Annotated in this window: 25 protein-coding genes; 16 read left to right on the top strand and 9 right to left on the bottom strand. The window is 38.2% G+C overall.

All coding sequences use genetic code 11. From position 1 onward, the window contains the following. Positions 1–291: 291 nt before the first annotated feature. A complete protein-coding gene (locus tag GGQ60_RS05035) occupies positions 292–846 on the bottom strand; it encodes a hypothetical protein (protein ID WP_183760476.1) in 555 nt (184 codons plus the stop codon). 197 nt (positions 847–1,043) lie between these two features. Here GGQ60_RS05035 and rpsO point away from each other — a divergent pair, with 197 nt between their 5' ends. The 6 genes from rpsO (at position 1,044) to GGQ60_RS05005 (ending at position 9,452) form a co-directional block, all read left to right on the top strand. Further along, a complete protein-coding gene (gene rpsO, locus GGQ60_RS05030; RefSeq protein WP_090979643.1) occupies positions 1,044–1,328 on the top strand; it encodes a 30S ribosomal protein S15 in 285 nt (94 codons plus the stop codon). A 176-nt stretch (positions 1,329–1,504) separates the two neighbouring features. Then, positions 1,505–3,640, top strand: coding sequence for a polyribonucleotide nucleotidyltransferase (pnp, locus tag GGQ60_RS05025; RefSeq protein WP_183760474.1), 2,136 nt, complete (start codon positions 1,505–1,507; stop codon positions 3,638–3,640). A 323-nt stretch (positions 3,641–3,963) separates the two neighbouring features. Beyond that, the gene (gene rpe, locus GGQ60_RS05020; protein ID WP_183760472.1) at positions 3,964–4,635 is read left to right on the top strand and encodes a ribulose-phosphate 3-epimerase; all 672 of its coding nucleotides are present in this window, start codon (positions 3,964–3,966) and stop codon (positions 4,633–4,635) included. Positions 4,636–4,749: 114 nt separating this feature from the next. Beyond that, positions 4,750–7,140, top strand: a complete 2,391-nt coding sequence (locus tag GGQ60_RS05015) for a TonB-dependent receptor (protein ID WP_229685092.1) — start codon at positions 4,750–4,752, stop codon at positions 7,138–7,140. Positions 7,141–7,364: 224 nt separating this feature from the next. Continuing rightward, positions 7,365–8,438, top strand: a complete 1,074-nt coding sequence (gene serC / locus GGQ60_RS05010) for a 3-phosphoserine/phosphohydroxythreonine transaminase (RefSeq protein WP_183760469.1) — start codon at positions 7,365–7,367, stop codon at positions 8,436–8,438. Positions 8,439–8,501: 63 nt separating this feature from the next. Beyond that, positions 8,502–9,452 (top strand): D-2-hydroxyacid dehydrogenase, encoded by a 951-nt coding sequence (locus tag GGQ60_RS05005; RefSeq protein WP_183760467.1) that lies wholly within the window; start codon positions 8,502–8,504, stop codon positions 9,450–9,452. Positions 9,453–9,607: 155 nt separating this feature from the next. Here GGQ60_RS05005 and GGQ60_RS05000 read toward each other — a convergent pair whose 3' ends face one another. The 3 genes from GGQ60_RS05000 to GGQ60_RS04990 form a co-directional block, all read right to left on the bottom strand. After that, a complete protein-coding gene (locus GGQ60_RS05000) occupies positions 9,608–9,754 on the bottom strand; it encodes a hypothetical protein (protein ID WP_183760465.1) in 147 nt (48 codons plus the stop codon). Continuing rightward, the gene (locus GGQ60_RS04995; protein ID WP_183760463.1) at positions 9,735–10,262 is read right to left on the bottom strand and encodes a hypothetical protein; all 528 of its coding nucleotides are present in this window, start codon (positions 10,260–10,262) and stop codon (positions 9,735–9,737) included. Before GGQ60_RS04995 ends, GGQ60_RS05000 begins: the two co-directional genes overlap by 20 nt. A gap of 142 nt (positions 10,263–10,404) precedes the next feature. Further along, complete coding sequence (locus GGQ60_RS04990) at positions 10,405–11,184, bottom strand: SAM hydrolase/SAM-dependent halogenase family protein (RefSeq protein WP_183760461.1); 780 nt, start codon at positions 11,182–11,184, stop codon at positions 10,405–10,407. A gap of 103 nt (positions 11,185–11,287) precedes the next feature. Between GGQ60_RS04990 and GGQ60_RS04985 the strand changes: the two genes are divergently transcribed. From GGQ60_RS04985 to GGQ60_RS04965, 5 genes are all read left to right on the top strand, one after another. Further along, positions 11,288–12,247: a PhoH family protein gene (locus tag GGQ60_RS04985; RefSeq protein ID WP_183760459.1), complete on the top strand. Its 960-nt coding sequence runs from the start codon at positions 11,288–11,290 to the stop codon at positions 12,245–12,247. A gap of 77 nt (positions 12,248–12,324) precedes the next feature. Continuing rightward, positions 12,325–12,603 carry a hypothetical protein gene (locus GGQ60_RS04980; protein ID WP_183760457.1) on the top strand — a complete coding sequence of 93 codons (279 nt, stop codon included), beginning with the start codon at positions 12,325–12,327 and terminating at the stop codon, positions 12,601–12,603. Between the two features lie 121 nt (positions 12,604–12,724). After that, the gene (locus tag GGQ60_RS04975; protein ID WP_183760455.1) at positions 12,725–13,669 is read left to right on the top strand and encodes a phosphoribosylaminoimidazolesuccinocarboxamide synthase; all 945 of its coding nucleotides are present in this window, start codon (positions 12,725–12,727) and stop codon (positions 13,667–13,669) included. A 43-nt stretch (positions 13,670–13,712) separates the two neighbouring features. After that, positions 13,713–14,090 carry an STAS domain-containing protein gene (locus tag GGQ60_RS04970; protein WP_183760453.1) on the top strand — a complete coding sequence of 126 codons (378 nt, stop codon included), beginning with the start codon at positions 13,713–13,715 and terminating at the stop codon, positions 14,088–14,090. A gap of 71 nt (positions 14,091–14,161) precedes the next feature. After that, on the top strand, positions 14,162–15,067 hold the full coding sequence (locus GGQ60_RS04965; protein ID WP_183760451.1) for a ribonuclease Z: 906 nt from the start codon (positions 14,162–14,164) through the stop codon (positions 15,065–15,067). 314 nt (positions 15,068–15,381) lie between these two features. On the opposite strand, the gene GGQ60_RS04960 is transcribed toward GGQ60_RS04965, so the two are convergent. The 3 genes from GGQ60_RS04960 to GGQ60_RS04950 all read right to left on the bottom strand — a co-directional run bounded on the left by GGQ60_RS04960 (position 15,382) and on the right by GGQ60_RS04950 (position 18,149). Next, positions 15,382–16,335 (bottom strand): MlaD family protein, encoded by a 954-nt coding sequence (locus tag GGQ60_RS04960; protein WP_183760449.1) that lies wholly within the window; start codon positions 16,333–16,335, stop codon positions 15,382–15,384. Positions 16,336–16,496: 161 nt separating this feature from the next. Then, complete coding sequence (locus tag GGQ60_RS04955; RefSeq protein WP_183760447.1) at positions 16,497–17,273, bottom strand: N-acetylmuramoyl-L-alanine amidase family protein; 777 nt, start codon at positions 17,271–17,273, stop codon at positions 16,497–16,499. Between the two features lie 12 nt (positions 17,274–17,285). Then, a complete protein-coding gene (locus tag GGQ60_RS04950; RefSeq protein ID WP_183761292.1) occupies positions 17,286–18,149 on the bottom strand; it encodes an N-acetylmuramoyl-L-alanine amidase family protein in 864 nt (287 codons plus the stop codon). Between the two features lie 164 nt (positions 18,150–18,313). On the opposite strand from GGQ60_RS04950, the gene GGQ60_RS04945 reads away from it, so the two are divergent. From GGQ60_RS04945 to trxA, 5 genes are all read left to right on the top strand, one after another. Next, positions 18,314–20,884, top strand: coding sequence for a putative LPS assembly protein LptD (locus tag GGQ60_RS04945; protein WP_229685091.1), 2,571 nt, complete (start codon positions 18,314–18,316; stop codon positions 20,882–20,884). A gap of 4 nt (positions 20,885–20,888) precedes the next feature. Beyond that, a complete protein-coding gene (locus tag GGQ60_RS04940; RefSeq protein WP_183760443.1) occupies positions 20,889–22,133 on the top strand; it encodes a competence/damage-inducible protein A in 1,245 nt (414 codons plus the stop codon). A 56-nt stretch (positions 22,134–22,189) separates the two neighbouring features. After that, positions 22,190–23,554 carry a dihydrolipoamide acetyltransferase family protein gene (locus tag GGQ60_RS04935; protein ID WP_183760442.1) on the top strand — a complete coding sequence of 455 codons (1,365 nt, stop codon included), beginning with the start codon at positions 22,190–22,192 and terminating at the stop codon, positions 23,552–23,554. A gap of 71 nt (positions 23,555–23,625) precedes the next feature. Further along, positions 23,626–24,240 carry a hypothetical protein gene (locus GGQ60_RS04930; RefSeq protein ID WP_183760440.1) on the top strand — a complete coding sequence of 205 codons (615 nt, stop codon included), beginning with the start codon at positions 23,626–23,628 and terminating at the stop codon, positions 24,238–24,240. 160 nt (positions 24,241–24,400) lie between these two features. Beyond that, a complete protein-coding gene (trxA, locus tag GGQ60_RS04925; protein WP_183760438.1) occupies positions 24,401–24,697 on the top strand; it encodes a thioredoxin in 297 nt (98 codons plus the stop codon). Here trxA and GGQ60_RS04920 read toward each other — a convergent pair. Both GGQ60_RS04920 and pdeM read right to left on the bottom strand, forming a co-directional pair. Then, on the bottom strand, positions 24,687–25,670 hold the full coding sequence (locus GGQ60_RS04920) for a hypothetical protein (RefSeq protein ID WP_183760436.1): 984 nt from the start codon (positions 25,668–25,670) through the stop codon (positions 24,687–24,689). The genes trxA and GGQ60_RS04920 overlap by 11 nt on opposite strands. A 161-nt stretch (positions 25,671–25,831) precedes the next feature. Continuing rightward, a complete protein-coding gene (gene pdeM / locus GGQ60_RS04915) occupies positions 25,832–26,470 on the bottom strand; it encodes a ligase-associated DNA damage response endonuclease PdeM (RefSeq protein WP_183760433.1) in 639 nt (212 codons plus the stop codon). Positions 26,471–26,503 lie beyond the last annotated feature (33 nt).

Here is a 26,503-nt window from a genome sequence, read left to right as displayed (position 1 = left end):
AAAAGTAGGATTTTAACGTATTTAAAATATACATATTGATGTAAAGATATATTATCTATTTTTCGCATTTTTAATATGAATTGGAAAGCTTAAAATATATGATTTAAATACTCCACAGCAAACAGTTGTTGCGGGACTTGATGCTATTTATCTGAGCCGTACCACTGAGCAGCGCTTTTTCAACGTTATACAGCTTAGCTACATTTCAGTTACCATGAACGGCGGTAAGCCATTAAAATTTCCGAAAGGCAAAGGGCTAGTAAACTGGAAATTGCTTTTAAAAAGAAAAACTTATTCAACCTCTTTTGGTTCCGATTTATCATTATTTATAAAACGCCACTCTTGCCCATACAGTGATTTATATTGAACCATTATTTTAATATCAGATTTTTCGACCAACGGCCCAAGGCGTTCATCATTTATTTTAATTAAACTTAATTTTTCACCAACAGGGAGCACTTCATTTTTCCATAAATTGGTAAGCATCACAGTTTTTGTTGAATCCAGCTGGTGGTCGGCCTTTATTTGCTTAAGAATTTCGGCGATGTTTTGATAAGGCTTAGCATGATAATAAAACACATAATCAGATACAATTGCTGGTCCTAAACCCTGATTTGCAATCAGAAGTTCGTAATGATAAGATTGATGGCTAGCATTTGTTTGATCGGAAAAGCTGTTTGAATAGCCCACCAATAACGGTTTTACTGATGCATATTGCTGAATTCGTTGCAATCTGGTTTGGTATAATGTTATAATTATTGCGCAAATACTGGTTACAATTGCGCACACTCCAACAACGGTATTTAATGATAATTTGGATTCTTTGCTTACTTTCGGTTTTTGCATCTTGAGGTAGTGATAATATCTAAGTCCTAAAATAGAAAAACTTTGGTATTCATTCTTATTAACTGTTAAATAGCTGCGTTAATAATCAAGATGTTAAGGATTAGGAAAGTATCGACGCGGTAACTTGCATTTAAATAAAAATAGCATTATCTTTGCGCCACAATTAATTAATTTTATTGCTTTAATATTATTCAAGAATGTATTTAAGTTCAGAAAAGAAAGCCGAAATCTTTAAACAACACGGCGAAGTAGAAACCAATACTGGTTCTGCAGAAGGTCAGGTAGCGTTATTCACATACCGTATTGCGCACTTAACAGAACACTTAAAGAAAAACCGCAAGGATTTTTCTACTCAGTTGTCACTTCAAAAATTGGTAGGTAAGCGCCGCGGTATTTTAGCTTACCTGTACAAAAAAGATATTGAGCGCTATCGTGCTATCATTAAAGCTTTATCGCTTCGTGATATCATTAAACAAAAATAAGCGAATTTTATCAGCGAAAGCCATTCTTTAGGGAATGGCTTTTTAATTCCCCGGTATTTTTTTTACGGGATTTATTATAGATAGTTTTTTTTAATCTATCTTCGTTTGCAAAAACAAAAACACATATATAAACAACGGTGTGTAGAAAGAGGAAAACACACCATAATTCTAATTAAATGAATGTAATAAAAAAATCGTTCGATTTGGGCGATGGCAGAATTGTAGAAATTGAAACGGGTAAACTGGCTAAACAAGCTGATGGTTCGGTTGTAGTAAAAATGGGCGATACGATGTTGCTGGCAACAGTGGTATCTACTGTTGGTGCTAAACCAGGCACTGATTTTTTACCCTTATCGGTTGATTATCAGGAAAAATATGCGGCTACAGGCCGTATACCAGGAGGCTTTTTACGTCGCGAAGCAAGATTATCTGATTACGAGGTATTAATTTCACGTTTGGTAGACAGGGCTTTGCGTCCGCAGTTCCCTTCAGATTATCATTCTGATACACAGGTAATGATTTCTTTAATCTCTGCTGATAAAAATATCATGCCAGATTGTTTGGCTGGTTTGGCTGCATCAGCTGCATTATCAGTTTCGGATATTCCTTTCAACGGCCCGATTTCTGAAGTACGCGTAGCTAAGATCGACGGTAAATTGGTAATTAATCCGTATGCCAGCGATCTGGAGCGTGCTACACTTGAATTTATGGTTGCCGGTTCTGCTAACGATATCTGTATGGTAGAAGGTGAGTGCGACGAGATTCAGGAAGATGAAATGGTTGAAGCTTTAAAATTTGCACACGATGCAATTAAAGTTCAATGCGCTGTCCAGGTTGAATTAACCGAAGCTACAGGCAAAACCGTAAAACGCGAATACAGCCATGAAGAACACGATGCTGATTTAAAAGCTAAGGTTTATGCCGATACTTACGATAAGGTTTATGCTGTAGCCAAAGCAGGCGGCAATAAAGATGTTCGTAAAGAAGGTTTTACTGCTATTATCAACGAATTCTTCGAGGCAATGCCAGAAGATACAGACGATTTAACCAAAGCCATGGCTAAACATTATTACCATGATGTTCAGTACGATGCCATCAGAAACTTATTGTTAGATGAAGGTATCCGCTTAGATGGTCGTAAAACAACTGAAATCCGCCCAATCTGGAGTGAAGTAGGTTATTTACCTGCAGCACACGGTTCGGCAGTATTTACCCGTGGCGAAACCCAATCTTTAACCTCAGTTACTTTAGGTGGTAAAGATGATGAACAAATGATTGATGGTGCTTTCTTTAATGGTTTCCAGAAGTTCTTATTACACTATAACTTCCCTGGTTTCTCTACCGGCGAGGTTAGACCGAACAGAGGTGCTGGTCGCCGCGAAATCGGACACGGTAACTTAGCACAGCGTTCATTGAAAAAAGTTTTACCTCAGGGCGAAGCTAATCCATATACCATCCGTGTAGTTTCTGATATTTTAGAATCAAATGGTTCGTCGTCAATGGCAACGGTTTGTGCAGGTACATTAGCATTAATGGATGCCGGTATTAAAATCAAAGCGCCGGTTTCAGGTATTGCAATGGGTTTAATCACCGACGAAAAAACTGGTAAATATGCCATCCTTTCTGATATCTTAGGTGATGAAGATCACCTGGGTGATATGGACTTTAAAGTAACCGGTACTGAAAATGGTATCGTTGCTTGTCAGATGGACTTAAAAATCAATGGTTTATCATACGAAGTTTTAACTAAAGCTTTATTACAGGCTAAAGAAGGTCGTTTACACATCTTAAATGAGATGAAGAAAACCATCAGCCAGCCGAATGAGGACTACAAACCACATGCACCTCGTATTGTTTCTTTAACTATTGATAAAGAATTTATCGGTGCAATTATCGGTCCTGGAGGTAAAATTATTCAGGAAATGCAACGCGAAACCGGCGCAACCATCTCAATTGAGGAAGTTGACGGAAAAGGTATCGTTGAAGTATTTGCCGATAACAAAGCATCGATCGATGCAGCAGTTACCCGTATCCGTAACATTGTAGCCAAACCAGAAATCGGCGAAATTTACCAAGGTAAAGTAAAATCGATTATGCCATTTGGAGCATTTGTTGAAATCATGCCAGGTAAAGATGGCTTGTTGCATATCTCTGAAATTTCATGGCAGCGTTTAGAAACCATGGATGGGGTATTGAAAGAAGGCGATAAAATCGAGGTTAAATTATTAGACATCGATAAACAAGGTAAAATGAAACTTTCGCGTAAAGTTTTATTACCTAAGCCAGAAAAACCAGCTGCGCCACAAGCTTAATTGATAATCGGCATGCTGAACTTATTTCAGCAACTCAATAATAAAACCCTTTCAGTAAGCTGAAAGGGTTTTTTGTTAACAGAAAAATAACTTCGGCCTTTCTAACTAAAAACTTTCGCTCTTCTTTTGTAACTTGCATCGTAGTGTCATGCTGGATTTATTTACAAGTAGAAATAGTGTTTTCAGTTGCCTTGTAGCCACTTCGTGGTCAGCATTTTTTCTGCTATTAAAAACCTGAAATGAGTTTCAGGATAACCGCCGTTGATAAACGTTGTTCAAAAAATCATAGCGGAATTTGAATTTAAAGACTAAAAAATAATTAAATGAAATACATTGTAGCCCCATCCATACTTTCAGCCGATTTTGGCAATCTGCAGCGCGATATTGAAATGATCAACCAAAGTGAAGCCGACTGGTTCCATGTTGATGTAATGGATGGTGTTTTTGTGCCCAATATCTCTTTTGGCTTTCCGGTGATGTCAGCGGTGAAAAAACATGCCCAAAAGCCGTTGGATGTACATTTAATGATCGTAGAGCCTGATAAATATATAGAGGATTTTGCTAAAGCAGGGGCAGACCGGATCACGGTACATTACGAAGCCTGTACCCATTTACACCGCACCATTCAGTTAATCAAGGCATCAGGCTGCAAAGCTGGCGTAGCTTTAAACCCGCACACACCGATTACTTTGCTGCAGGACGTAATTGAAGACCTGGATCTGGTCCTCATCATGTCAGTTAATCCCGGCTTTGGCGGTCAGGCTTTTATTCATAATACTTACAAAAAAATACAGGATTTAAAAGCGTTGATGCGGGGTGTTAATGAGGATTTAGTTGTTGAAGTAGATGGTGGCGTAGGTTTACAGAATATTGCTGCATTAGTATCTGCCGGTGCCAACGCTTTTGTGGCTGGAAATGCAATTTTTGCAGCAGATAATCCAACAGAAACCATTTCTAAAATGAAAAGCTTGACAACTACCGCTATAAATATTTAAATTGTTGAATGTTTATTGCTAAATTGTTTTTAGGATAAGGCGCATACAGTCTTAATGCCTGATACTTTTGCCTGATACTAAAAAATGCTCAAATTTCGGCTAATCCTTCTCCTTTTGATTGCTGGTTACAGTTTCGCTGTAGCACAGCCATTGGTTAGGGTTTCCGGAATAGTTTACAGTGAGGATAAACAACCCTTATCTCAGGTTACCGTTATTGTTTTGGGTCAGGCACAAACTACGGTTACAGACGAATTTGGGGTTTACACCATTTATTCCAAAACGAAAACTTTCAGCATTAAATATTCACTCCTGGGCTACCTGCCTCAAACAATCAAATTTAATGAACGCTCTGGTGCAAGAATCGTCAAACAGGTAAATTTAATTGCCAATACCAACGAATTAGAGCAGGTGAACATCACCAACAAACAAAACCAGTTAAGCAATACCACTACCATCAATATTGCCGATGTACCTTCCATGCCGTTAGTTTCAGGAAATTTTGAAACCATGCTCAAAACCCTTCCGGGGGTATCTACCAATAACGAATTAAGTGCCCAGTATAGCGTTCGGGGAGGGAATTTCGACGAAAATCTGATTTACATCAACGATGTAGAGATTAACCGGCCCGTATTGATCCGCAACGGGCAACAGGAGGGATTGAGCTTTATCAATCCGGACCTGGTGAGCAAAGCAAAATTCTCTGCAGGTGGTTTCGAATCCAGGTATGGCGATAAACTTTCTTCTGTGCTGGATATTAAATATGATAAACCCGACAGTAGCCAGACCACCTTAAGTACCAGTCTTTTAAACACTTCAATAACCACAAAAAAGTTGTTTAAAAACAGTTTTTTATTGGCTGGCTTAAGATATAAGAACAATTCGAGTGTATTAATCAAACAGGACGAAAAGGGAAGTTATAATCCTAATTTTGCAGATGCGCAGTTGCTCTATCAATATGATTTCTCTCCAAAATTCAATATCAGCTATCTCGGCAGTTTTAACCTTGGCCAGTTTAAACTCATACCAACCAACAGGGAAACACAGTTTGGAACCTTAAATACTACCTTAAGGCTGAATGTTGATTATACAGGAAAGGAAATTGATGATTATCAAAGCTTTGGAAATGCCATAACAGCCACTTATGCCCCACAACCAAACCTGGTAATCAAACTGATAACCAGCTACTTCAATACCATCGAAAGAGAGCGTTTTGATATTAACGGAAGCTATATTTTTGATGAGGTAGACCGTTCTTTTGAAGGGGAAAACTTTGGACCGGTAACTAAAAACCGGGGCATCGGCAGCTATTACAACTATGGAAGAAACAGCCTCAATACACAGGTTTTTTCATCCGAAATAAAAGTTGATCAGAATTTTAACAACCATGTTTTTTCGTGGGGTCTAAAATTCGATAAATCTAAATACAACGATCAGTTAAATGAATATAATTATACTGATTCTGCTGGTTTTATTTTACCCAACAATTCAAAAAACATCGTTTTACAAAATGTAATCAATGTAAAAAACAACCTCGATATTAAAAATTACAGTGCTTATATCCAGGATAGTTATTCGCTTTCCGATTATGCAGAATTACAATTGGGTGCAAGAGCTACCTATAATTCGTTAAGCAGGCAGTTACTGATCAGTCCGAGGCTGCTGATCGCCTACCGGCCAAATTCAAATAACAAGATTTTAAGATTTACGGCAGGAGTTTACAAGCAGCCACCATCTTACCGTACCATACGGGATTTTTCAGGGAAATTATATATCAGCCAAAAAGCACAAAGCTCTTACAATGCCTCTCTTGGTTACGAATATGCCTTTGATGCGTTTGGAACAAGACTAAAATTTACTTCAGAAGCCTATTTTAAATATTCTGACCGCTTGATTCCCTATAAAATTGATAACCTGAGAATTAAATACCTTGCAAACGAGGCATCAAGAGGTTATGCCTATGGTGCTGATTTCAGTATAGGTGGCGAATTTGTAAAGGATCTGGTTTCTTATTTCAGAATGTCGGTAATGCATGCCAATGAAGATATCATCGGCGATAGCTATGTCGAAAACGGAACAACATTTTATCCGGGCTATTTAAAACGGCCAACTGATCAACGCTTAAATTTTTCTATATTCTTTCAGGATAAACTGCTTAACAGCCCAACTTATAAGGTGCACCTAAATGTGCTTTATGGTTCGAGGTTGCCAATTGGCCCCTCACAAACACCCCGGTACCTCGATAAGTTTTTTATACCGTCGTATAAAAGGGTAGATATCGGTTTCTCAAAAGATCTGTTAGATGATGCAGCTTTGCATAAACCCAGGTTTCTGGACAAAAATTTCAGCTCGGTTATTCTGTTCTTTGAGGTTTTTAACATGCTGAATATTAATAATACGGTTTCCTACCTTTGGCTAAAAGATGTAGATAACGTGCGATATGCCATTCCAAACTATTTAACCGGCAGGCAATTTAACTTAAAGTTGATTGTGAAACTGAAAAAATAAGCCGTAAACTGCTAAACTTGCCAGGTTTTAAAAACCTGATGGGTCTGACAAAACAACCTTTATCTTTTGGTCTTTCTGATTAATGAATTCTTTTGCGAAAACTGCAATAAATCAATCAATTTATAGTCTTTTTTTAACAAAATTTAATTTTTTAAGTAACGATTTTATGGGCATAACTGCTTTAAAAATTTTACATTTACGCCCATAAAACATTATATAATAAGATGAAGCATAATTTTGGCGCAGGCCCTTGTATTTTACCTCAAGAAGTGTTTAAACAAGCAGCTCAGGCTGTTTTAGATTTTAACGATGGATTATCAATTTTAGAAATTTCGCACAGAACAACCGAATTTGAGGCAGTTGTTGCCGAAGCTGATAAGTTGGTAAAAGAATTATTAAATGTGCCGTCGGGTTATTCCGTTTTATTTTTACAGGGCGGTGCAAGTTTACAGTTTGCAATGGTTCCGATGAACTTATTGGGTGACGGACAAACAGCAAGTTATTTAGACACCGGTGTTTGGGCCAGCAAAGCATTAAAAGAGGCTAAATTTATCGGTAATGTGAATGTAGTTGCATCATCAAAGGATGCAAATTATACTTTCATCCCCAAAGATTTCGAAATCCCTGCCGATAGTGCTTATTTTCACTATACTTCAAACAATACCATTTATGGAACTGAGCTTTTCGAAGTGCCTGAAACAAAAGTTCCCGTTGTTTGCGATATGTCATCTGATATCATGAGCCGTGTTATCGATGTTTCAAAATTTGATTTAATTTATGCAGGAGCTCAGAAAAATGTAGGTCCAGCCGGCTTAACCATCGCTATTGTTAAGAATGAGATTTTAGGTAAAATAGACCGTAAAATCCCTTCTATGCTGAATTATCAATCGCATATCGATAATGGATCAATGTACAATACGCCCCCTGTTTTCTCTATCTATGTGGCTTTATTAAATCTTCGCTGGTTAAAATCGAAAGGTGGCGTTGCCGAGATTGAAAAAGAAAACAAACAAAAAGCTGAAGCACTTTACAGGGAAATCGACCGCAACCCTTTATTTAAAGGAACCTGCGCAGTTGAAGATCGCTCCAGAATGAATGTATGTTTCGTAATGGAAAACCCGGAGTTGGAAAAACCATTTTTGAAATATGCTGAAACGCAAGGTATTGTGGGTATTAAAGGACACAGAAGTGTGGGTGGTTTCCGCGCTTCGATGTACAATGCATTGCCAATCACCAGTGTTCATGCATTGATCGACGCCATGCAATCATTTGAAGAACAACAAGCAAAAGCAAACTAATTTAAATTAATAGGAGACTGATGCCGTTAATCGACGCGTCAGTCCACTAAGTGAACTATAACCATGATTAAGATATTAGCAAACGATGGGATTGATCCGATCGGAAAAGAATTGTTAGAAAAAGCAGGTTTCCAGGTAGATACAGAAACTGTTCCTCAGGATCAGCTAGCCGAAGCATTAAAAAACTATGATGCCATTACCGTTCGTAGCGCAACAAAAGTGAGAAAAGAATTAATTGATGCCGTTCCAAATATCAAATTAATTGGCAGAGGTGGGGTTGGCATGGATAATATTGATGTAGACTATGCACGCAGCAAAGGTATTGCAGTGGTAAATACACCGGCTGCATCTTCATTATCAGTGGCCGAGCTAGTGTTTTCGCACTTATTTACCGGCATCAGGTTTTTGCAGGATGCTAACCGTAAAATGCCGGTTGAAGGTGCTACGCAATTCAATAACCTGAAAAAATCTTATGCCAAAGGAACTGAATTAAGTGGCAAAACCATTGGTATTATAGGTTTTGGACGTATCGGCCGAGCAACGGCTAAAGTGGCTTTAGGCCTGGGAATGAACGTATTGGCTTATGACCTCTACCCGTCTGAATCTGAAATTACTTTAGAATTTCAAGGCGGAAAATCAGTAAGTATCCCTGTTAAAACGGTTTCATTAGATGAGGTGATTGCAGGCAGCGATTTCTTTAGTTTGCATACACCATTTGCTGATAAGCCCATTTTAGGCGCAGAAGAGTTTGCAAAAATGAAAAATGGTGTGGGTATTGTAAACTGCTCACGGGGGGGAACAATTGATGAGCTGGCTTTAATTGAAGCCTTAAACTCAGGCAAGGTTTCTTTTGCAGGTTTAGATGTTTTTGACAATGAACCTACACCATTGGCAGAGATTTTAACCCATCCAAAAATCTCTTTAACACCGCATATCGGTGCATCAACAAATGAAGCACAGGAACGTATCGGTACGGAACTGGCAACATTGATCATTGAGCACTTTAAGAAATAATACCCTTCGTCGGCCTGAACTTGTTTCAGGCGCTTTCATTCAGGATAGATGTTGATCACGAAGTAGTTTCAAGGTCGTAGAAAACACTATTTCTACTTATAAAATAAATCAGCATGACGATCCTATCAGAACGGGCGACTTAAAGTCGGCCGTTCTTAATCCAACGCATTTGTTGTTACCCAATACCGGTAACCCAATATCGCTTTCTGAAAAGTAGTAAGCTTACTTGGGTCTTTTTTATACAAACTTGGCAAGACCATTTTATTTATCTTCGCCAGGATTTTAAACAGTGCTTTTTTCATACCTTTTATATCGCTGTAGTTTTTTATAAAAGAAATAAAATCCGCCGGCCATCACCAAAATCAGAAATACAATGATGTAGTTTGACAAATTCCCTTTATTCCTTTTATCTAAATCTTCCTTGAGCTGTGCATTCTGGTCTTGAAGTTTTTTAATGGTCACCATATAAGCTTCAATCCTTGCCTGAGAGTTTTCTGAAGAGGCTATTTTCTGCTGGTTCTGCAGATCTTTATAATCCATCAGTATTTTCAGCTCTTTAAAAATATTATTATCTGTTAATACAACCTGACGCAAAATTTCATTGGAATTTTTAATGTCACGTTTGGTTTGCCATCCAAATATTCCGGTTCGCTGGTTTAAACTTTCCTCATATTGTCCAAACCTTGCACTTCTTTCGGAAAGCAGGCCGTTTATTTTTAGACGTTGTGCCGCATACGCAGCAGTATCCTGTTGAGCAAAGCCCTGAAAACTTAATAAGACACCCAAGAGCAGGTAAGAATATTTTTTCATGTGTATATAAACGTGAAAAGAGTGAAAGTTGTTTTACCGGTTCAGTCGTCGTTTGTTCATTGGTAATGCAAAGCGCCAAAAATATTCTTCATCCCTACTAAGGTGGAAATCTTTCTCAGCTTGGTCTTTTATATTTACCTTTCTAAGAATGAAACTCAACCCGCACAATATCGCCTAAATGCAATCCGAGTAAGCCACTTGCCTTACCTTTATTAATGGCGATTTCGAGGTGATTACTGATACCGAACAAGCACAGTTTTTCACCCTCCGGTACTTCGTTATAATGCCAGCTCAGCTGGGTAATGATTTCACTTTTTCTGAAGTGTAAAGTAAAATCGCGGTTTTTTTGAATTTTGGTAAAAAGATCCTTGGTAATATTGGTAATCACATTGCAAAAGGTATCAATATATACTACACTTCCACGGATTACATCCCGCTCAATAACAGGATGCAAAAGCATCTTCTGTTCAATCTCTGCTACAGGTAAACCGATATCTTTTAGTTTGCCTCCCTTGGCCAGGTGTGTTGCCGCTTTAACAAAAATATCAACCAACGGGAAGTGCAGGTATTTTAAATCCTGCATAATGTTCAGTTCCACCACCTCTTCAGGAACATCATCAAACAAAAGGGAGAAAATACCATTGTCTGCACCCACAAAATAATGATCGCGGTGCTTTACCGCAATGTATTTAGTGTTTTCACTGTATACCGAATCGATCCCGATCAGGTGTACCGTATTTTTAGGAAAATATGGATAAGCGTTTTTTAAAACAAAAGCTGCATAAGAAATATTGAACGAAGGAACTTCATGGGTAATATCGATTAAATTAACGCCAGGCATCAGACTCAACAGACTACCTTTTAATGCACTCTGGTAAAAATCTTTTGAACCTAAATCTGTTGTTAAAGTAATTATCGCCATTAAAAATTCATTATTATTGCTTATTCTTGTGTACAGGCCTAAGCGTCTGCAAATATTCAAATTTTAATTAATATACCCCGATAACTTTTTAAAATACTACAGTTTGAACGAATTAAAATTAACCCTGGATACCGTAAATCCTGCTCACTTTTGGGGGCCGAACAACGAGAATTACGAAATGATTAAAGGTGCTTTCGCAAAGTTAAAACTGGTAGCGAGAGGGAGTGATGTGAAGGTTCTTGGTGATGAACAAGAACTTAAGGCTTTCGAAGAAAAGTTTAACCAACTGATTGCACACCTCGAAAAATATAGTTCGTTGAGCAATAATGATGTGGAAACAATACTGGGCGCAAAGGCAACCGGTGTTACAAAAAAAGATGCAGAACAACCAACCGGCGGTGGTGGAGAAGTGATTGTTTTCGGTACTAACGGCTTACTGGTAAAAGCAAGAACCGCAAATCAGCGTAAAATGGTAAGCAGTATTGCCAAAAATGACATCCTTTTTGCGATCGGTCCTGCCGGAACAGGTAAAACCTATACGGCTGTGGCTTTAGCCGTAAGGGCTTTAAAAAATAAAGAAATAAAAAGGATCATTTTAACACGCCCTGCTGTAGAAGCAGGAGAGAACCTCGGTTTCTTGCCCGGCGATTTAAAAGAAAAGATCGATCCGTATTTACGCCCGCTTTACGACGCGCTGGATGATATGATCCCTGCAGAAAAATTAAAGTTCTACATCGAAAACCGCACCATCGAAATTGCCCCTTTGGCATTTATGCGTGGCCGTACCTTAGATAACTGTTTTGTGATTTTAGATGAGGCACAAAATGCCACTGATATGCAGCTTAAAATGTTTTTAACCCGTATGGGACCAACTGCTAAATTTATTGTTACTGGCGATGTTACGCAGGTCGATTTACCTAAAAAGCAAATGTCGGGATTGTTTAATGCCTTAAGGATTTTAGAAGATATTAAAGGTATTGATATCATCTATTTAAGCGGAGAGGATGTAGTGAGGCATAAACTTGTAAAAGATATTCTGAAAGCGTACGGCGATATCCAGTAAGCAGGAGGTTAGAAAGCCCGATACATAGTATTATTATTTATTGCAGATCAAATCTTTTTTACCTTGAGTTTAAAAATATGGAACATATTCTTTTAGAAAATGATCTTAGCCTTTCTTTTGAGAAATTACCGCACACCGTCCGGTTAATTCTTTCAAAAAATAATGAAGAATGGGCGTGTAGAAAAGAAAAGTTGATAAAGCTGTTAACATTTATTGATATTGATCAGGCCCACGTTTTTAAAGGACGGCTTCAGTTGATTAAATCGGATGATAACATTAGCATTCAGGTTAAAAACAAACACATCTGCAGTGTTACGGCAGAAAAATTTAAACAGGCATTAAATAATCTTAAATAAAAACACCCGCAGTTCATAAACTGCGGGTGTTTTTATAACATTTTATCTGTAGGCCTCTTATCACGGTCTTCAGGTTAAAGACTTTCGGGCTTTCCGACTTTTTTGCTATTTTTACATCCTCATGAAAGCACTAAAAGAAACCCATTTCAATTTCCCGAATCAAAGTAATTTTTACAAAGGAAAAGTACGTGATGTATATACAATTGCCGATCAATTGATGGTAATGGTCGTATCAGATCGCATTTCAGCCTTTGATGTTGTATTGCCCGAAGCTATTCCTTTTAAAGGACAGGTTTTAAATCAGATTGCGGCTAAATTTTTATCTGCCACACAGGATATTGTTCCGAACTGGGTTTTGGCTGTTCCGGATCCGATGGTCACAATCGGGCGTATCTGTGAGCCTTTTAAAGTAGAAATGGTTATCAGAGGTTATTTAGCCGGGCATGCCTGGAGGGAATATAGCGCAGGAAAACGTTCGGTTTGTGGCGTTGCTTTACCTGAAGGTTTAAAGGAAAACGATCAACTGCCGCACCCTATTATTACACCAACAACAAAAGCTTCGGTAGGGCATGACGAGGATATCTCAAAAGAAGATATTTTGGCCAAAGGCATTGTTTCTGCTACAGATTACGAAAAATTAGAAGAATATACCTACGCACTATATCAGCGCGGAACAGAGATGGCCGCCAAAAGCGGATTAATCTTGGTAGATACAAAATACGAATTCGGCAAAGCCGATGGTGTAATTTACCTGATTGATGAAATCCACACCCCTGATTCCTCCAGGTATTTTTATGCCGAAGGTTACGAAGCGCGTCAGAATAACAATGAACCACAGAAACAGCTTTCTAAAGAATTTGTGCGTAAATGGCTGATTGAAAACGGATTTCAGGGCAAAGACGGACAGGTAGTTCCAGAAATGACACCTGAAATTGTAAATTCTATTTCTGAACGTTATATCGAACTTTACGAGCATATTGTAGGAGAGAAGTTTATAAAAGCTGATGCCGATGCAATTTCCAGCCGTATCGAAAGCAATGTGGTAAAGGCATTAGAAACTTTATAAAATCCGAAAGAATTTATACATTAGTGCCATAAAGATTAGAGAGATGAAATTTTCAGTAGATAAACACGATAAATACGTAAGCTTAACTTTAGAAGAACCTAAGTTTACTAACGATAATGCACCTGGATTAAAATCTGAACTGTATTTGCTTAATGCAGAAGGCTTTAAAAACATTATAGTTGATCTTAGCCATGTTACTGAATGTAATGATGCACAAGATTTGAGCTGTTTATTGGTTGGCGACAGGCTTTGCAAAGCAGCTGATGGATTGTTTATCGTGACCGGAATTAGTGATGAACTTGCTACAATTATAGAATTATCAAACATATTCCAATCTGTAACGTTTGTTAATACAATAGAAGAGGCAACTGATTTCATCTTTATGGATGAACTGGAAAAAGAGTTCAGAGGCGCTAAATAATCCATTTATCCAATAATATTATAGCCTCGTAGTTTTCTAAAAATCTACGAGGCTTTTTATATCTCATCATTATGAAATTTGAAGTTACCATTTTAGGAAGCAGTTCGGCCACTCCTGTTTTTAACCGGAACCCATCGGCACAGCTTTTAAATTGTAACGAAAAATGTTATCTGATTGATTGCGGCGAAGGTACACAACAGCAATTAGCCAAGTTTAACCTTAAGGCGGCGCGGATAGATTATATTTTCATTAGCCATTTACACGGCGATCACTATTTTGGCCTAATTGGCCTGCTTTCAAGCCTGCACTTAAACGGCAGGGTAAAGCCAATACAGATATTCGGTCCTAAGCCGCTGTTGGAGATCCTGGAAATCCAGTTTAAATACTCCGATACGGTTTTACGCTACCCCATCTCATTTTTCCCGATTGAGGCAGACGAACCGAAGCAGATTTTTGAAAACAGCGACCTGATTGTCAAAACCATTGTTTTAAATCACCGCATCCCAACCACTGGGTTTATTTTTCAGCAAAAGAAAAGGCAGCGAAAACTCATCAAGGATAAAGCGGATGAAGTGCCTATGGCTTATTACACGGCTTTAAAAAAAGGAATGGACGTAGAACTCCCCAACGGCAATATTTTGCGCAGTGAAGACTATACTACTGAAGCCGATCCGCCGCGTTGTTATGCTTATTGTTCGGATACGTTATTTGATGAGCGCTATTTTTCTGCCATAAAAGATTGCGATACGCTTTATCACGAAGCGACCTTTATGCATGATCTTTTAGACCGCGCCATTGAAACCCACCACACCACAGCTTTACAGGCAGGGGAGGTGGCCAAAATTACCGGAGCAAAGAAACTGCTGATCGGGCATTTCTCTTCACGTTACAAAACCTTGCAGATGCTCTTGGAAGAAGCGCAGTCTGTTTTTGAAAATACAGAACTGGCCGTAGAGGGGAGAACTTTTCAGCTTTAGAGCTTTTATTTTTTTACCACAGAACGCACTGAGGAATATACTAAGAGTCCGCAGAGTTTGGGGTAAAATAATTGTTAATACAATCTGCGTCTATCTTCTTAAATCTGCGGGATTTTAAGCAGAGATTTTCCTGCTGATAATGCAAATTGGTTAAATTAAATTCTATCCAAACTTACATTTTGCATTATTTAAAGATCCTTCATTGCATTCAGGACGATTAAAGAATAAATATTCAAGTTAGCTACATAGATTCAAAACCATAAAAAAAGCCTTACAATTTAAAAATGTAAGGCTTTCAACTTTATAAAAATTAATTACTTATCTTTTTTGTTTCCGCCGCCGAATACAGAGAAGTGTACATAACGTTTTGGATTTGCTTTTAAGTCGATCATTAACTCATCCAGATTTTTGGAAGCATTAGTTAAATTCTGGTACATTTTATCATCGTTCAATAACAGGCCTAAACTACCTTTGCCGCTTTTAATATTCGAAATTACACTTTGTAAATCGGCAATAGCATTATTGGCATTATCTAAGGTTTGTTTAAAATTAGCAGCAGCAAACTTATCGGTAACCGTATTAATATTGGTTAAAATGTCGCTGATTTTTTGGTTATTGCTATTCAAGTTAGCGGTAATGCCCTCAACATTCCTAAGGATTGCTTCAATGCGTTTACTTTCTGATCCAACCAGGCCATCAACTTTTTTAGAGGTGGTTTCCAACGAAGCCAGCGTACCTGCAATGCTGTTAAAACTTTTATCTACATTTTTTTGGAAGTTAGGATTCAGGATAGAATTAACACTGCTCAAAATAGAATCCATTTTGCCAATAATCAATTCAGCTTTTTTCTGCACAGGCTGAACCTGTTCCATCAATCCTTTTTCTACATTAGCATTTAAAGTGTAACCATCTTCAGCCATTTTTTTTGAATCGCCTAACGACATTACAATTGCTTTACTTCCCAGTAGATCAGTGCCTTCTAGGCGGGCAATACTATTTTCAGGAATTTCATATTTGCTGTTGATGCTTAAAGTAGCCAAAATTGTACCGCCCGGCTCCAGCTGTAGCTTTGCAACCCGGCCAATCTGGTAACCGTTAATTAATACAGGTTTAGAAACCGTTAAACCATCTACCCGTGTATATCTTGCGTATAATGTTGTTTCGTTTGAAAAAATGGAATTACCTTTTAAAAAATTATATCCAATAATTAGTAAGGCTATCGCAAATGCGGCTAAAATACCTACTTTGGTCTCGTTCTTAATCTTCATAAGTGTTTTTTTTAGTGGCTGCAGATTTTGCTTTCAATCTGCTGGAGCGCAATTCTTTTTTACGTTAAACTTTATATATACACCTGGTATATGTAATTGTTTTGTTTGGTACCTCTTTATATTTTTTGTAAAGTTAAAATAACTATCATTTATAATGCCACTTATTTAACCTCAATATTTTTTTTGTATGTTTTTATTGCTTCTAAAATAGAATTAGCGATCTCGTTTTGTCCGTTTTGAGAATTAATGTATTTTTCTTCCTCTTTATTCGAGATAAAACCTACTTCAGTTAAAACAGCAGGCATGCCACATCGCTGCAGCACCAAAACACCTTGCTCTTTAACGCCACGGCTTAACCGCTTGTCTCTGCTGATGTAGCTATTCTGTATCAGTTTGGCAAATTTAATACTTTTATCTCTGAAGGTATTTTTTAAAAGCGATAAAAGGATAAAACTACTGGGATCGCTTGGATCATAGCCATCATACTTGCTTTTGTAATTTTTCTCTAATTTAATATCGGCATTTTCCCGTATAGCGGCATCCTGTTCCTTTAGTCGGTGCGAACCTGCAACCAATGTTTCTACGCCCTTAATATGGGTATTGCCAGGAGGCATTGAATTACAGTGTACCGATATAAAAAGGTCTGCATTGGCTTCGTTCGCTATTTCTGCACGTCTATACAAATCAACATCTATGTCTGTTTTCCGGGTAAAAATTACTTTAATATTTGGCATTTCTTCCTTCAGCAATGCCCCCAACTTCAATGCAACCTTTAATGAAACATCTTTTTCTTTTGAAAAACTGCCCGAGGCTCCTGGTTTTCTCCCGCCATGCCCCGGATCAATAACAATTGTTTTGATCTTATAGCCCTGGGCAGGTGCTTTTTCGTTTACCAGTATCGAAAATAAAAGTGCGGTGATCAGAAGTTTAATCTTCATTCATGAAGGGTATTAAAATGATGTTTCAGCGATCCGTTTATAATTTTTAATTGCTTTGATAATTCCGCTTACAATTTCATTTTGTCCCTCAGTAGAATTCATATAATCTTCTTCCTCGGGATTGCTCACAAAACCTATTTCTGTTAATACTGCCGGCATGGCCGCACGCGCCAATACTGCGAGGCTCTTCTCTTGCACCCCTCTGTTGATGCGCCCTGCATTAACATATTCCTGCTGCAGCATTGAGGCAAACTTTAAACTCCTATCCCTATTGGTTTGTTTCATTAAAGATAACATGATATCGCTCTCAGGTGTGTTAGCAATAAATCCTTCGTAATTTTTCTGATAATTGTCTTCCAAAAACATCGACGCATTTTCCCTTTTAATCACCTCGTCCTGCTCGCCTAAACGGCCCGTTCCGGATACAAAGGTTTCTGTTCCCCTCGTTGAAGTGCTTTTAGAGGTAACGGTTCTATAAACCGGTACTTTTCTGCCTCTTACTTTTTTGTAATAATCAACCACTCTCGATACCCTGATCGGCATATCATTTAAGTGAATGGAAATAAATAAATCGGCCTTTGCATTATTTGCAATATTAATGCGCTCGTATAAAGGGATAAATACATCTGTCTCACGTGTATAGATAACCTTGATATCTTTCAAGCTGTCCTGGAGTGCGCGGCCAAGGTTCAATGCGGTTTTAAGTGCCACATCTTTTTCCTTGGAATACAGGCCGTGAGTAGCCCCATCTTTACCCCCATGACCGGCATCGATAACAATTGTTTTGATTTTGTATTCCTGCGCAAACAACTGATTATCAACTGCATTTGATAATACCAAATAAATAATAATTGTTAAAATGGATTTAAGATACATCAATGGTATATTTTTCACTAATTTTGAACGTTTTTGATTAAACATTTGTGCAAAAATAACATTCAAATACGAATTTGAAACTTCTGAGGAGCTCTATTTTACTAATTTCTGTCATTTTATTAACACTTGCTGTTGATAAAGCTAACGCATATTCGCGATTTTCATTGCAACAGATCATCAAACTGGATACAACTAAAAAGGATAAAGGTAACAAGACCGGAAAAAATAACAGCAGCCTTGATCAGAAAGTAGAATACAAGGCGGAAGATTCGGTTAAAATGAGCGCCGATAAAAACATTGTTTATTTATATGGGAACGCAAGGGTTATATATGGTGATTTTGAGCTGGATGCGGCCTATATCAGATACGATAAAAAGCAAAATTCAATTTTCGCGCGCGGTTTAAAAGATCCAAAAACCGGTAGGTACATGGGAAGGCCCATCTTCAAATCCGGTACCGACGGAACAGCAATTGCCGATTCTATTTTTTACAATTCGGAAACAACCAAGGCTAAGGTGTATGGTGTTTTCTCCGAACAAGAAGGGGGCTTCTTCTCTGGCGGACAGAGTAAAAAACAAATAGATGATGAACTGCACATTAAAAATGTAATGTACAGTACCTGTAATCTTCCGCACCCGCACTTCGGGTTAATGATCTCTAAGGGAGTGGTAACCGAGAAACAGATTATTACAGGACCCGTTTATATGATTATTGAAGATATTCCTACTTTTTTAGGGCTGCCTTTTGCTTTTTTCCCAAAACCAAACAAAAGAACATCAGGGGTAATACTTCCCACACCTGGTGAAGATGCAACAAGAGGATTTTTTCTGCAAAACGGTGGTTATTATATCGGATTGAACGATTACTGGGATGCCAAACTTTTAGGCTCCATTTATACCAATGGCTCTTATGAAACAAGTTTGCTGAGTAATTACACCAAAAGATATAAATATAACGGTAACATTAATTTGGCCTACGCTAGTTTTAAAGACGGTTTAGAAGGTACTGAAGCATTTAAAAATCCAACCAAAAACTTCAGCATCAATTGGAGCCACAGTCAAAATGCCAATGCCAACCCGGGTACCACATTCAGCGCCAGTGTAAGGTTGGTATCAACAGGTAGGAAAGGGTATTATAAAAATACGGCCGCAGGTACCACTTACGACATTAATACCATTGCCACCAACTCAACCAGTAGTAGTATCAGTTATGCCAAGGCCTATTCGAACGGGATGAACTTCTCTTTGGCCGCATCAAGTGATCAGACTTTAAGCACAAGGGCAATATCATTAAGGTTGCCCGAAATGACCTTCAACATACCAACATTTAATCCATTCAGTCCCAAAAATGCGGTTGGAGAGCAAAAATGGTATCAAAAAATTACGGTAGGTTACAGCTTACAGGGAACCAACCGGATTGATACTTTTGACAGTTTGCTTTTTCAGAATGATGGCTTAAAGCGTTTAAGAAGTGGGTTTTCGCACAGTATCCCGGTAAATATGTCGTTCACAGCCCTGAAATACCTTAACTTTAGCTTGGGTGGTACCTACAACGAAGTATGGAATTTCCAGAGTGTAAGCAGAAGATATACACAATTTGCAGATAATACCTATACTTTTAGAGAAGATACCATCAGCGGATTTAAAAGAGCCGGCAGTTACAGCCTATCAACAAGTATGTCTACTAAAATTTATGGCAGGAGAGACTTTAATCCTGCCGGTAAAATACAGGCGTTGAGGCATGTAATGACTCCTAATGTTTCTTTTTCTTACTCTCCTGATTTCACCAAAGCGGGGGCAGGGCCTTTCAGACCGGCAATAGACCAGAATGGGAATCAAATTTATACCAGTGGGCAACCGTTAAAATATTCTATTTTTGATGGTATGGCACAGCCGGGTTCTTTTGGTGGCCCCAATGCATCCATTGGTTTCGGACTGGATAATACAGTAGAATTAAAGGTGAGGAATAAAAATGATACAACCGGAACAGGCTCAAAAAAGATTCCGATTATACAGGGTTTGAGTTTTAGCGGCTCTTACAATTTCTTAGCTCCAGCCTATAAATTATCTACAATAGGCTTTAGCGGCCGATCGCAGTTTACCGATAAATTAGGCATAAACTATAACGGAACATTGGATCCATATGCTTTAAAAGACACTACGGTTAATGGGCAGATCATGAAAATTAGAGAAGACCGCTTATTTTTCCAAAAGAATAAATTTCTGCCGCGTTTAACCAATTTTGGGTTCTCATTTGATTATAGTTTAAATCCGGAGGCATTAAAGCGTAAAAATGAGGCAAATGATAAATTGGGAGAGGCGGCAAACAAAAAAGGATTGAACGATCTACAGTCTGAACAGTTGGCGGCTATAAGCCGTGACCCGAATGCCTTTGTTGATTTTAACATACCGTGGAATTTCTCATTTTCTTATAGTTTTCAGTATGCGAACGATGGAAACACCAGTACCATTTCGAATACCCTGAATTTTAATGGCGATGTGAATTTAACCCCGAAATGGAAAGTTACCTTTAATTCGGGTTATGACTTTAAGAATAATGGTTTAACTCCGATGAATTTAGCCATTTACCGTGATCTGCATTGCTGGGATATGAGCGTAAACTGGGTTCCATTTGGCGCCTATAGAAGTTATTCTTTGACCATAAAAGTTAAGGCATCTATATTACAGGATTTGAAATTGAGCAAAAGACAAGGTTTTTACAACACATACCAATAAATTTATGCTAGCCGAAATTATTACCATTGGCGATGAGATTCTCATAGGCCAGATCGTTGATACCAATTCTGCCTGGATGGCAAAGCAGTTAAATTTAATTGGTGTTTCGGTTAAGCAGATTACTTCAGTTTCGGATGATGAGCAACATATAATGGAAGCGCTCAAGCTTGCTGAAAACCGTGCAGATATTGTTTTAATTACCGGTGGCTTGGGGCCAACGAAAGATGATATCACCAAGAAAACCCTGGCAAAGTATTTTAATATGGGCTTTCGTAATGATGCCGGCGCACTGGAAATGGTTCGCCAGATTTTCGAAAAATACAAACGCCCATTATTGGATATCAATATTCAGCAAGCTGATGTTCCGGATGGCTGTGAAGTTATTGTAAATAAAAATGGTACTGCCCCATGCATGTGGTTTGAGCAGAACAACACCATTTTTATATCCATGCCTGGTGTTCCTTACGAAATGATGTACCTGATGGACGACGAGATTCTGCCCAGGATTAAAAGCAGGTTTAAGCTGCCGTTTATTGTACATAAAACGATTCTTACGGCCAATATAGGTGAATCCTTTTTGGCCAAGGAGATCGAGGAAATAGAAAACAGCTTGCCAGCGCATATTAAGTTAGCCTATCTACCCAAATTAGGTCTTGTTCGTTTGCGCTTATCGGCCAGTGGAGATCACGAAGCCAAGTTAAAAACAGAAGTTGAGGTTTACGCCAAACAGATCATGGCCAAAGTAAATAAGTTTGTGGTTATTGATGAAGATATCGCCCTTGAAAAAGCGATCCTGAACCTCATGGAAAGTAGAGGGTTAACACTATCAACGGCAGAAAGTTGCACAGGCGGTTATATTGCACACCTCATTACCCAGCATCCCGGCTGTTCCTCCGTATATTGGGGTGGGGCAGTAGCCTACGCCTATGAACTGAAAGAATCTATCTTAGGGGTAAAAGAAAACACTTTAACTACTTTTGGTGCCGTTAGCGAACAAACGGTTACCGAAATGGCCGAAGGGGCAATAAAACATTTTAAAACCGATTATTCCATTGCTGTTAGCGGCATAGCCGGCCCTGATGGCGGAACAGCAGATAAACCGGTAGGTACGGTTTGGATTGCAGTTTCTTCCAAAAATAAAACTATAGCTAAAGTGTTTAATTTCAGCAATAAACGTATCCAGAACATCGAACGGTCGGCAGCATCGGCACTAACCATGCTATTAAATCTCCTTAAAGAAACGGTTTAGAAAGAATAAAAACCGTATTTTTGTGGCGTTACCAATATAAAATACTGTAATTTAATATGGCTCAATACGAACTATTGTTACCGAAAATGGGTGAAAGTGTTGCGGAAGCAACCGTGATTAAATGGGTAAAACAACCGGGTGATGCGATCGAGTTGGACGATACCATCCTTGAAATCGCTACGGATAAAGTAGATTCTGAAGTTCCTTCCCCTGTAGCAGGCAAATTGGTAAAACAGTTATTCCAGGAAAACGATGTTGCCCAGGTTGGTGATGTAATTGCCATTATTGAAACAGAAGGTGGGGATCATTCTCCTGTTGAAACACCTGTTGCCGAAACACCCCACACAGAAGAAAAAGTAGAAACTATTCCAGGCATTGAGCAACTTCCGTCAGAAAATAAAAAAACTGCTGCAACTGATTTCAGCTCGTCTGAACGCTTTTATTCTCCTCTGGTTAAGAGTATTGCAGCCCAGGAAAATATTTCGCTGTCTGAGTTAGATACAGTTCAAGGTTCTGGTGTTGATGGGCGCTTAACTAAAGATGACCTTTTAGCATATATCGCGAATAAAAATGACGGAAGCATAATTAAAACACAAACAGTTATTTTGACTCCGCCACCTCCGGTTGAAACAGCAAGCGAGTCTAAACCAAATGTTCAGCAAGCATCACAACCTGCTGTTGCCAGTAAACCATCTACCACATCTGTTAGTGGTGGGGATGAAATTATAGAAATGGACAGGATGCGTAAACTGATTGCCGACCATATGGTAATGAGTAAAGCGACCTCGCCGCATGTAACCTCTTTTGTTGAAGCTGATGTTACCAATATGGTTTTATGGCGCAATAAGGTAAAGAACAGTTTCGAGAAACGCGAAAATGAAAAAATAACATTTACACCGATCTTCGTAGAGGCTGTTGCAAAAGCAATCAAAGATTTTCCGATGATCAATGTTTCGGTTAACGGAACACAGATCATCAAAAAAAGCAATATCAATATCGGTATGGCTGCAGCTTTACCCACCGGGAATCTGATTGTGCCCGTAATCAGAAATGCCGATCAGTTAAATCTCCTTGGTTTAACCCGAGCGGTTAACGATTTGGCTACAAGAGCAAGAAATTCCAAATTAAAGCCTGATGAGACACAAGGCGGGACATTTACCTTAACCAATGTGGGTAGTTTCGGGAATGTAATGGGTACGCCAATTATTAACCAACCCCAGGTAGCCATCCTTGCAGTGGGCGCCATTAAAAAGAAACCCGCTGTTTTAGAAACCGAACACGGAGATGTGATCGCGATCAGGCACATGATGTTCCTGTCATTATCTTACGATCACAGGGTGGTGGATGGTTCTTTAGGTGGCATGTTTGTACGCAGGGTGGCCGATTATTTAGAAAGCTGGGACCTGAACAGAGAAATTTAATCAGTCTGCAGCTTCCAATTAGCAATTTTCAGTTGGTGTAAACCAACAATTTACCAGTTTAACGATCAAGAATGTTAGCTACACAGTTAAAATTAATAGTTTCAGATAACGTATTGCATGCCAAATGGTTAAATACCTTATCTTATATGGAAAATGCAGGTGCAAAGAAGATTTCGGCTTCTGAACATAAAGAAAACGTAAACCTGATTGTCCTTAAACACGCAGCTGAAGAACATCGTCATGCCTATTATTTAAAAAAACAGATTTCGAAGGTTGATGAGTCGCTGTGTAAAACCTATACCAATGCCGAATTACTTTCGCCAAACCATACAAAATACTACCTCCACGCTTTGGATATTGCGGTTTGCCGTTATTTAAAAGCTCATTTTAATCTTTCAGGCTACGACTTAAAATTTGCAGCCTATTTATTTGTTACCTATGCCATTGAAGTGCGTGCCGATGAACTTTATCCCGTTTACCAGGCTGCTTTAGATGAAGTAAAAAGCAAGGTAAATGTGAAATCGATTATCCTGGAAGAAGAAGGACATTTGGAAGAGATGATGAACCAATTGGTTAGCTTTTCTGAAGATTGGGAAAGCCATGCCGCTGAGGTAATCAAAATTGAAAAAGCTTTATTTGAAGATTGGATAGCTGCCCTAGCTGCAGAACTGCCAATAAGTGCTTAAATAAATAATCGACTGTCAAATTCGTCATTTCGAACGGAGATTAACGCAGTTGAGAAATCTAAAATAGATCTCTCCATTTCGCTATGTTTCACTCAAGATGACGGATTTTTCATTTAAAACCAATCCGGTTCATTCTTGTTTATAAATAAAGACAAATATCATGGCTAAATTTTCAGATTTGATTAACGGGGATAAACCAGTTCTGGTAGATTTTTTTGCCGAGTGGTGTGGTCCATGTAAAATGATGAAACCGATTCTGGAACAATTAAAATCACAGGTGGGTGATTCGGTATCGATTATTAAAGTTGATATTGATAAGAATCAATCAGCTGCTTCATCGTTCAATGTGCAGAGCGTTCCTACTTTAATCCTTTTCAAAAAAGGAAAACAGGTATGGAGACAAAGTGGTGTGGCACAGGCAGCACAGCTGAAACAGGTTATCGATGCTAATCGATAGCTTTGTAATTGTAAATTAGCTTTCTTAATGCTTTGTTTTGATCTTCAGGACTGATATTGAATTCTTTATCCAATATTTCTTTTATGGAAGTATAAGTCATTATTCGCTTTAGTCCGTTTATTTTATCCCGATCATAAGCTAACTGGCAAAACATTCCAAGTATTGTACTATTGGGGTTGGTATAATTATCCATAAAGTAAAAATTATCCAGTTTACCCAAATCTATTGTTTTATGGTTCATTAAGTAATCCTGTAAACGCTTAATATGCCATTTAAGTGGGTGCCCCATTGAACCACCATAAAATACTGCCAATCCTTCGTTTAGCGGAGAATGCTTATGCATCGGGTTTAGGTAAATATGAACCACCTCATGAAAATAATTCTCGCCGCTTCCTGCACAATAAACAATATTATCAGTTTGATTTGAAATACCGGTGGGTTTGTCTGCATTTCCCAAACCCAATGTAAAATCGAAACCCCTTATAAATTGAATTTCATCATATGTTGATGTGTAAAAATACTTAATCTCAATGGGAGAGGTGCTCCAGTCTTTTTCTAACTTTTTAAGCTGATTAATTAACTCATCTGCCCTGGTACTATTAAATTTTATCTTTTTTGGATAAAAAAAAGTAACATTCCTAACCTTTTTAGATGCCCATTGATCAATGGAGTATTGGTACGGTGTAATAAATTCCAAATGTTTCGATTTCGTCTTCTTTACATAGTGATTAGAATTATACAACAAATTGTAGTTTTTAAGAGAGTCTATCCAGCCACCAGTAGTTTTAAGGATAAATAGCGAATCGGATAAGGGCTTCACATAAAAAATAGTTTTTACCGTTGCCATAGAAACAGTTGGATAATCGCCGCCAATACCGTAAACTGATGGATCGGGGATTTTAAAGTTTTTACAGTCTTCAGCTGACCAATATTTATTAAAATCAGGTAATTTTTTACCTTTAAAATCCCCCAAATAATTTTGATAGAATTGAATAACTTCTTTTATCCTTACATCTGTTGTATCTACTCCGGGATTTATGTATGCCTTTTGAGCATTAGCTGAATAGCTGAGAGTGATGAGAAATAGGCCGAAAATCAGGCGACGTGAAAACATTCTGCTAATATAAAAGTTTTCTACACCTCCAAAACACTTTTAGGCGTTACAGCAAATATTCTTTCGCTGGCTTTAGGATAAATATTATATAAGCCCGTAAATAAGCTAAAAGCAGGTAAAAGGGCGTATTCCTTTCCAAAATAAAAACAAGGGAATTTTAATCTTTGCTTTGCTTTTCCGACAATGGTAACGCCCGGGTGGATATGGCCGCTAATCGGGTATAACTCTTCTTCTGTATAATTTGGCGCTTGATGTATAAAACAAAATGGCCCTAAACAAAAACTGCGCTCATGTATATTGATATCCATTGCAGCATAATCTGCACTGGAAAGCCGGTCGTGATTGCCCTTTATCAATAAAAAATCCAGCTCCTGATATTGCTTTTTCCAGGCAGAAAATTCATCAATATCGGTATTCAAACCATGATGGAACATGTCTCCGTTAATTAACAGTGTTTTGGGATGGTATTGCTTAATTAATAAACTTAAACGCTGTAGGTCTGTTTGCGCAATGGTAGCAGGTACCTGCAAACCTGCCTGACGGAAATGTGCCGATTTGCCCAAATGTAAATCACTAATGGCTAAAAGCTGGTATTTGGGCAAAAATATAGCCCTTTCTTTATCTAAAATCAGTTTTTCATCCTGGCAGGTAATGGTCATTTGTTTGATGTTATGGTCATCCTGAGCTTGTCG

The organism is Pedobacter zeae (assembly GCF_014196715.1).
Lineage (GTDB): Bacteria > Bacteroidota > Bacteroidia > Sphingobacteriales > Sphingobacteriaceae > Pedobacter > Pedobacter zeae.
This window is presented reverse-complemented; position numbering and strand designations above follow the sequence as displayed.

Excerpts from the sequence above, each read along its gene's own strand:
- GGQ60_RS05005 (WP_183760467.1), top strand. The coding sequence starts at position 8,502 with ATGATTAAGATATTAGCAAACGATGGGATTGATCCGATCGGAAAAGAA.
- GGQ60_RS05000 (WP_183760465.1), bottom strand. The coding sequence starts at position 9,754 with ATGAAAAAAGCACTGTTTAAAATCCTGGCGAAGATAAATAAAATGGTC.
- GGQ60_RS04960 (WP_183760449.1), bottom strand. The coding sequence starts at position 16,335 with ATGAAGATTAAGAACGAGACCAAAGTAGGTATTTTAGCCGCATTTGCG.
- GGQ60_RS04955 (WP_183760447.1), bottom strand. The coding sequence starts at position 17,273 with ATGAAGATTAAACTTCTGATCACCGCACTTTTATTTTCGATACTGGTA.
- serC (WP_183760469.1), top strand. The coding sequence starts at position 7,365 with ATGAAGCATAATTTTGGCGCAGGCCCTTGTATTTTACCTCAAGAAGTG.
- rpsO (WP_090979643.1), top strand. The coding sequence starts at position 1,044 with ATGTATTTAAGTTCAGAAAAGAAAGCCGAAATCTTTAAACAACACGGC.
- GGQ60_RS04940 (WP_183760443.1), top strand. The coding sequence starts at position 20,889 with ATGCTAGCCGAAATTATTACCATTGGCGATGAGATTCTCATAGGCCAG.
- GGQ60_RS04980 (WP_183760457.1), top strand. The coding sequence starts at position 12,325 with ATGGAACATATTCTTTTAGAAAATGATCTTAGCCTTTCTTTTGAGAAA.
- GGQ60_RS05035 (WP_183760476.1), bottom strand. The coding sequence starts at position 846 with ATGCAAAAACCGAAAGTAAGCAAAGAATCCAAATTATCATTAAATACC.
- GGQ60_RS04970 (WP_183760453.1), top strand. The coding sequence starts at position 13,713 with ATGAAATTTTCAGTAGATAAACACGATAAATACGTAAGCTTAACTTTA.
- pdeM (WP_183760433.1), bottom strand. The coding sequence starts at position 26,470 with ATGACCATTACCTGCCAGGATGAAAAACTGATTTTAGATAAAGAAAGG.
- GGQ60_RS04990 (WP_183760461.1), bottom strand. The coding sequence starts at position 11,184 with ATGGCGATAATTACTTTAACAACAGATTTAGGTTCAAAAGATTTTTAC.
- GGQ60_RS04975 (WP_183760455.1), top strand. The coding sequence starts at position 12,725 with ATGAAAGCACTAAAAGAAACCCATTTCAATTTCCCGAATCAAAGTAAT.
- GGQ60_RS04995 (WP_183760463.1), bottom strand. The coding sequence starts at position 10,262 with ATGAAAAAATATTCTTACCTGCTCTTGGGTGTCTTATTAAGTTTTCAG.
- trxA (WP_183760438.1), top strand. The coding sequence starts at position 24,401 with ATGGCTAAATTTTCAGATTTGATTAACGGGGATAAACCAGTTCTGGTA.
- GGQ60_RS04965 (WP_183760451.1), top strand. The coding sequence starts at position 14,162 with ATGAAATTTGAAGTTACCATTTTAGGAAGCAGTTCGGCCACTCCTGTT.
- GGQ60_RS04950 (WP_183761292.1), bottom strand. The coding sequence starts at position 18,149 with ATGTATCTTAAATCCATTTTAACAATTATTATTTATTTGGTATTATCA.
- GGQ60_RS04935 (WP_183760442.1), top strand. The coding sequence starts at position 22,190 with ATGGCTCAATACGAACTATTGTTACCGAAAATGGGTGAAAGTGTTGCG.
- pnp (WP_183760474.1), top strand. The coding sequence starts at position 1,505 with ATGAATGTAATAAAAAAATCGTTCGATTTGGGCGATGGCAGAATTGTA.
- rpe (WP_183760472.1), top strand. The coding sequence starts at position 3,964 with ATGAAATACATTGTAGCCCCATCCATACTTTCAGCCGATTTTGGCAAT.
- GGQ60_RS04930 (WP_183760440.1), top strand. The coding sequence starts at position 23,626 with ATGTTAGCTACACAGTTAAAATTAATAGTTTCAGATAACGTATTGCAT.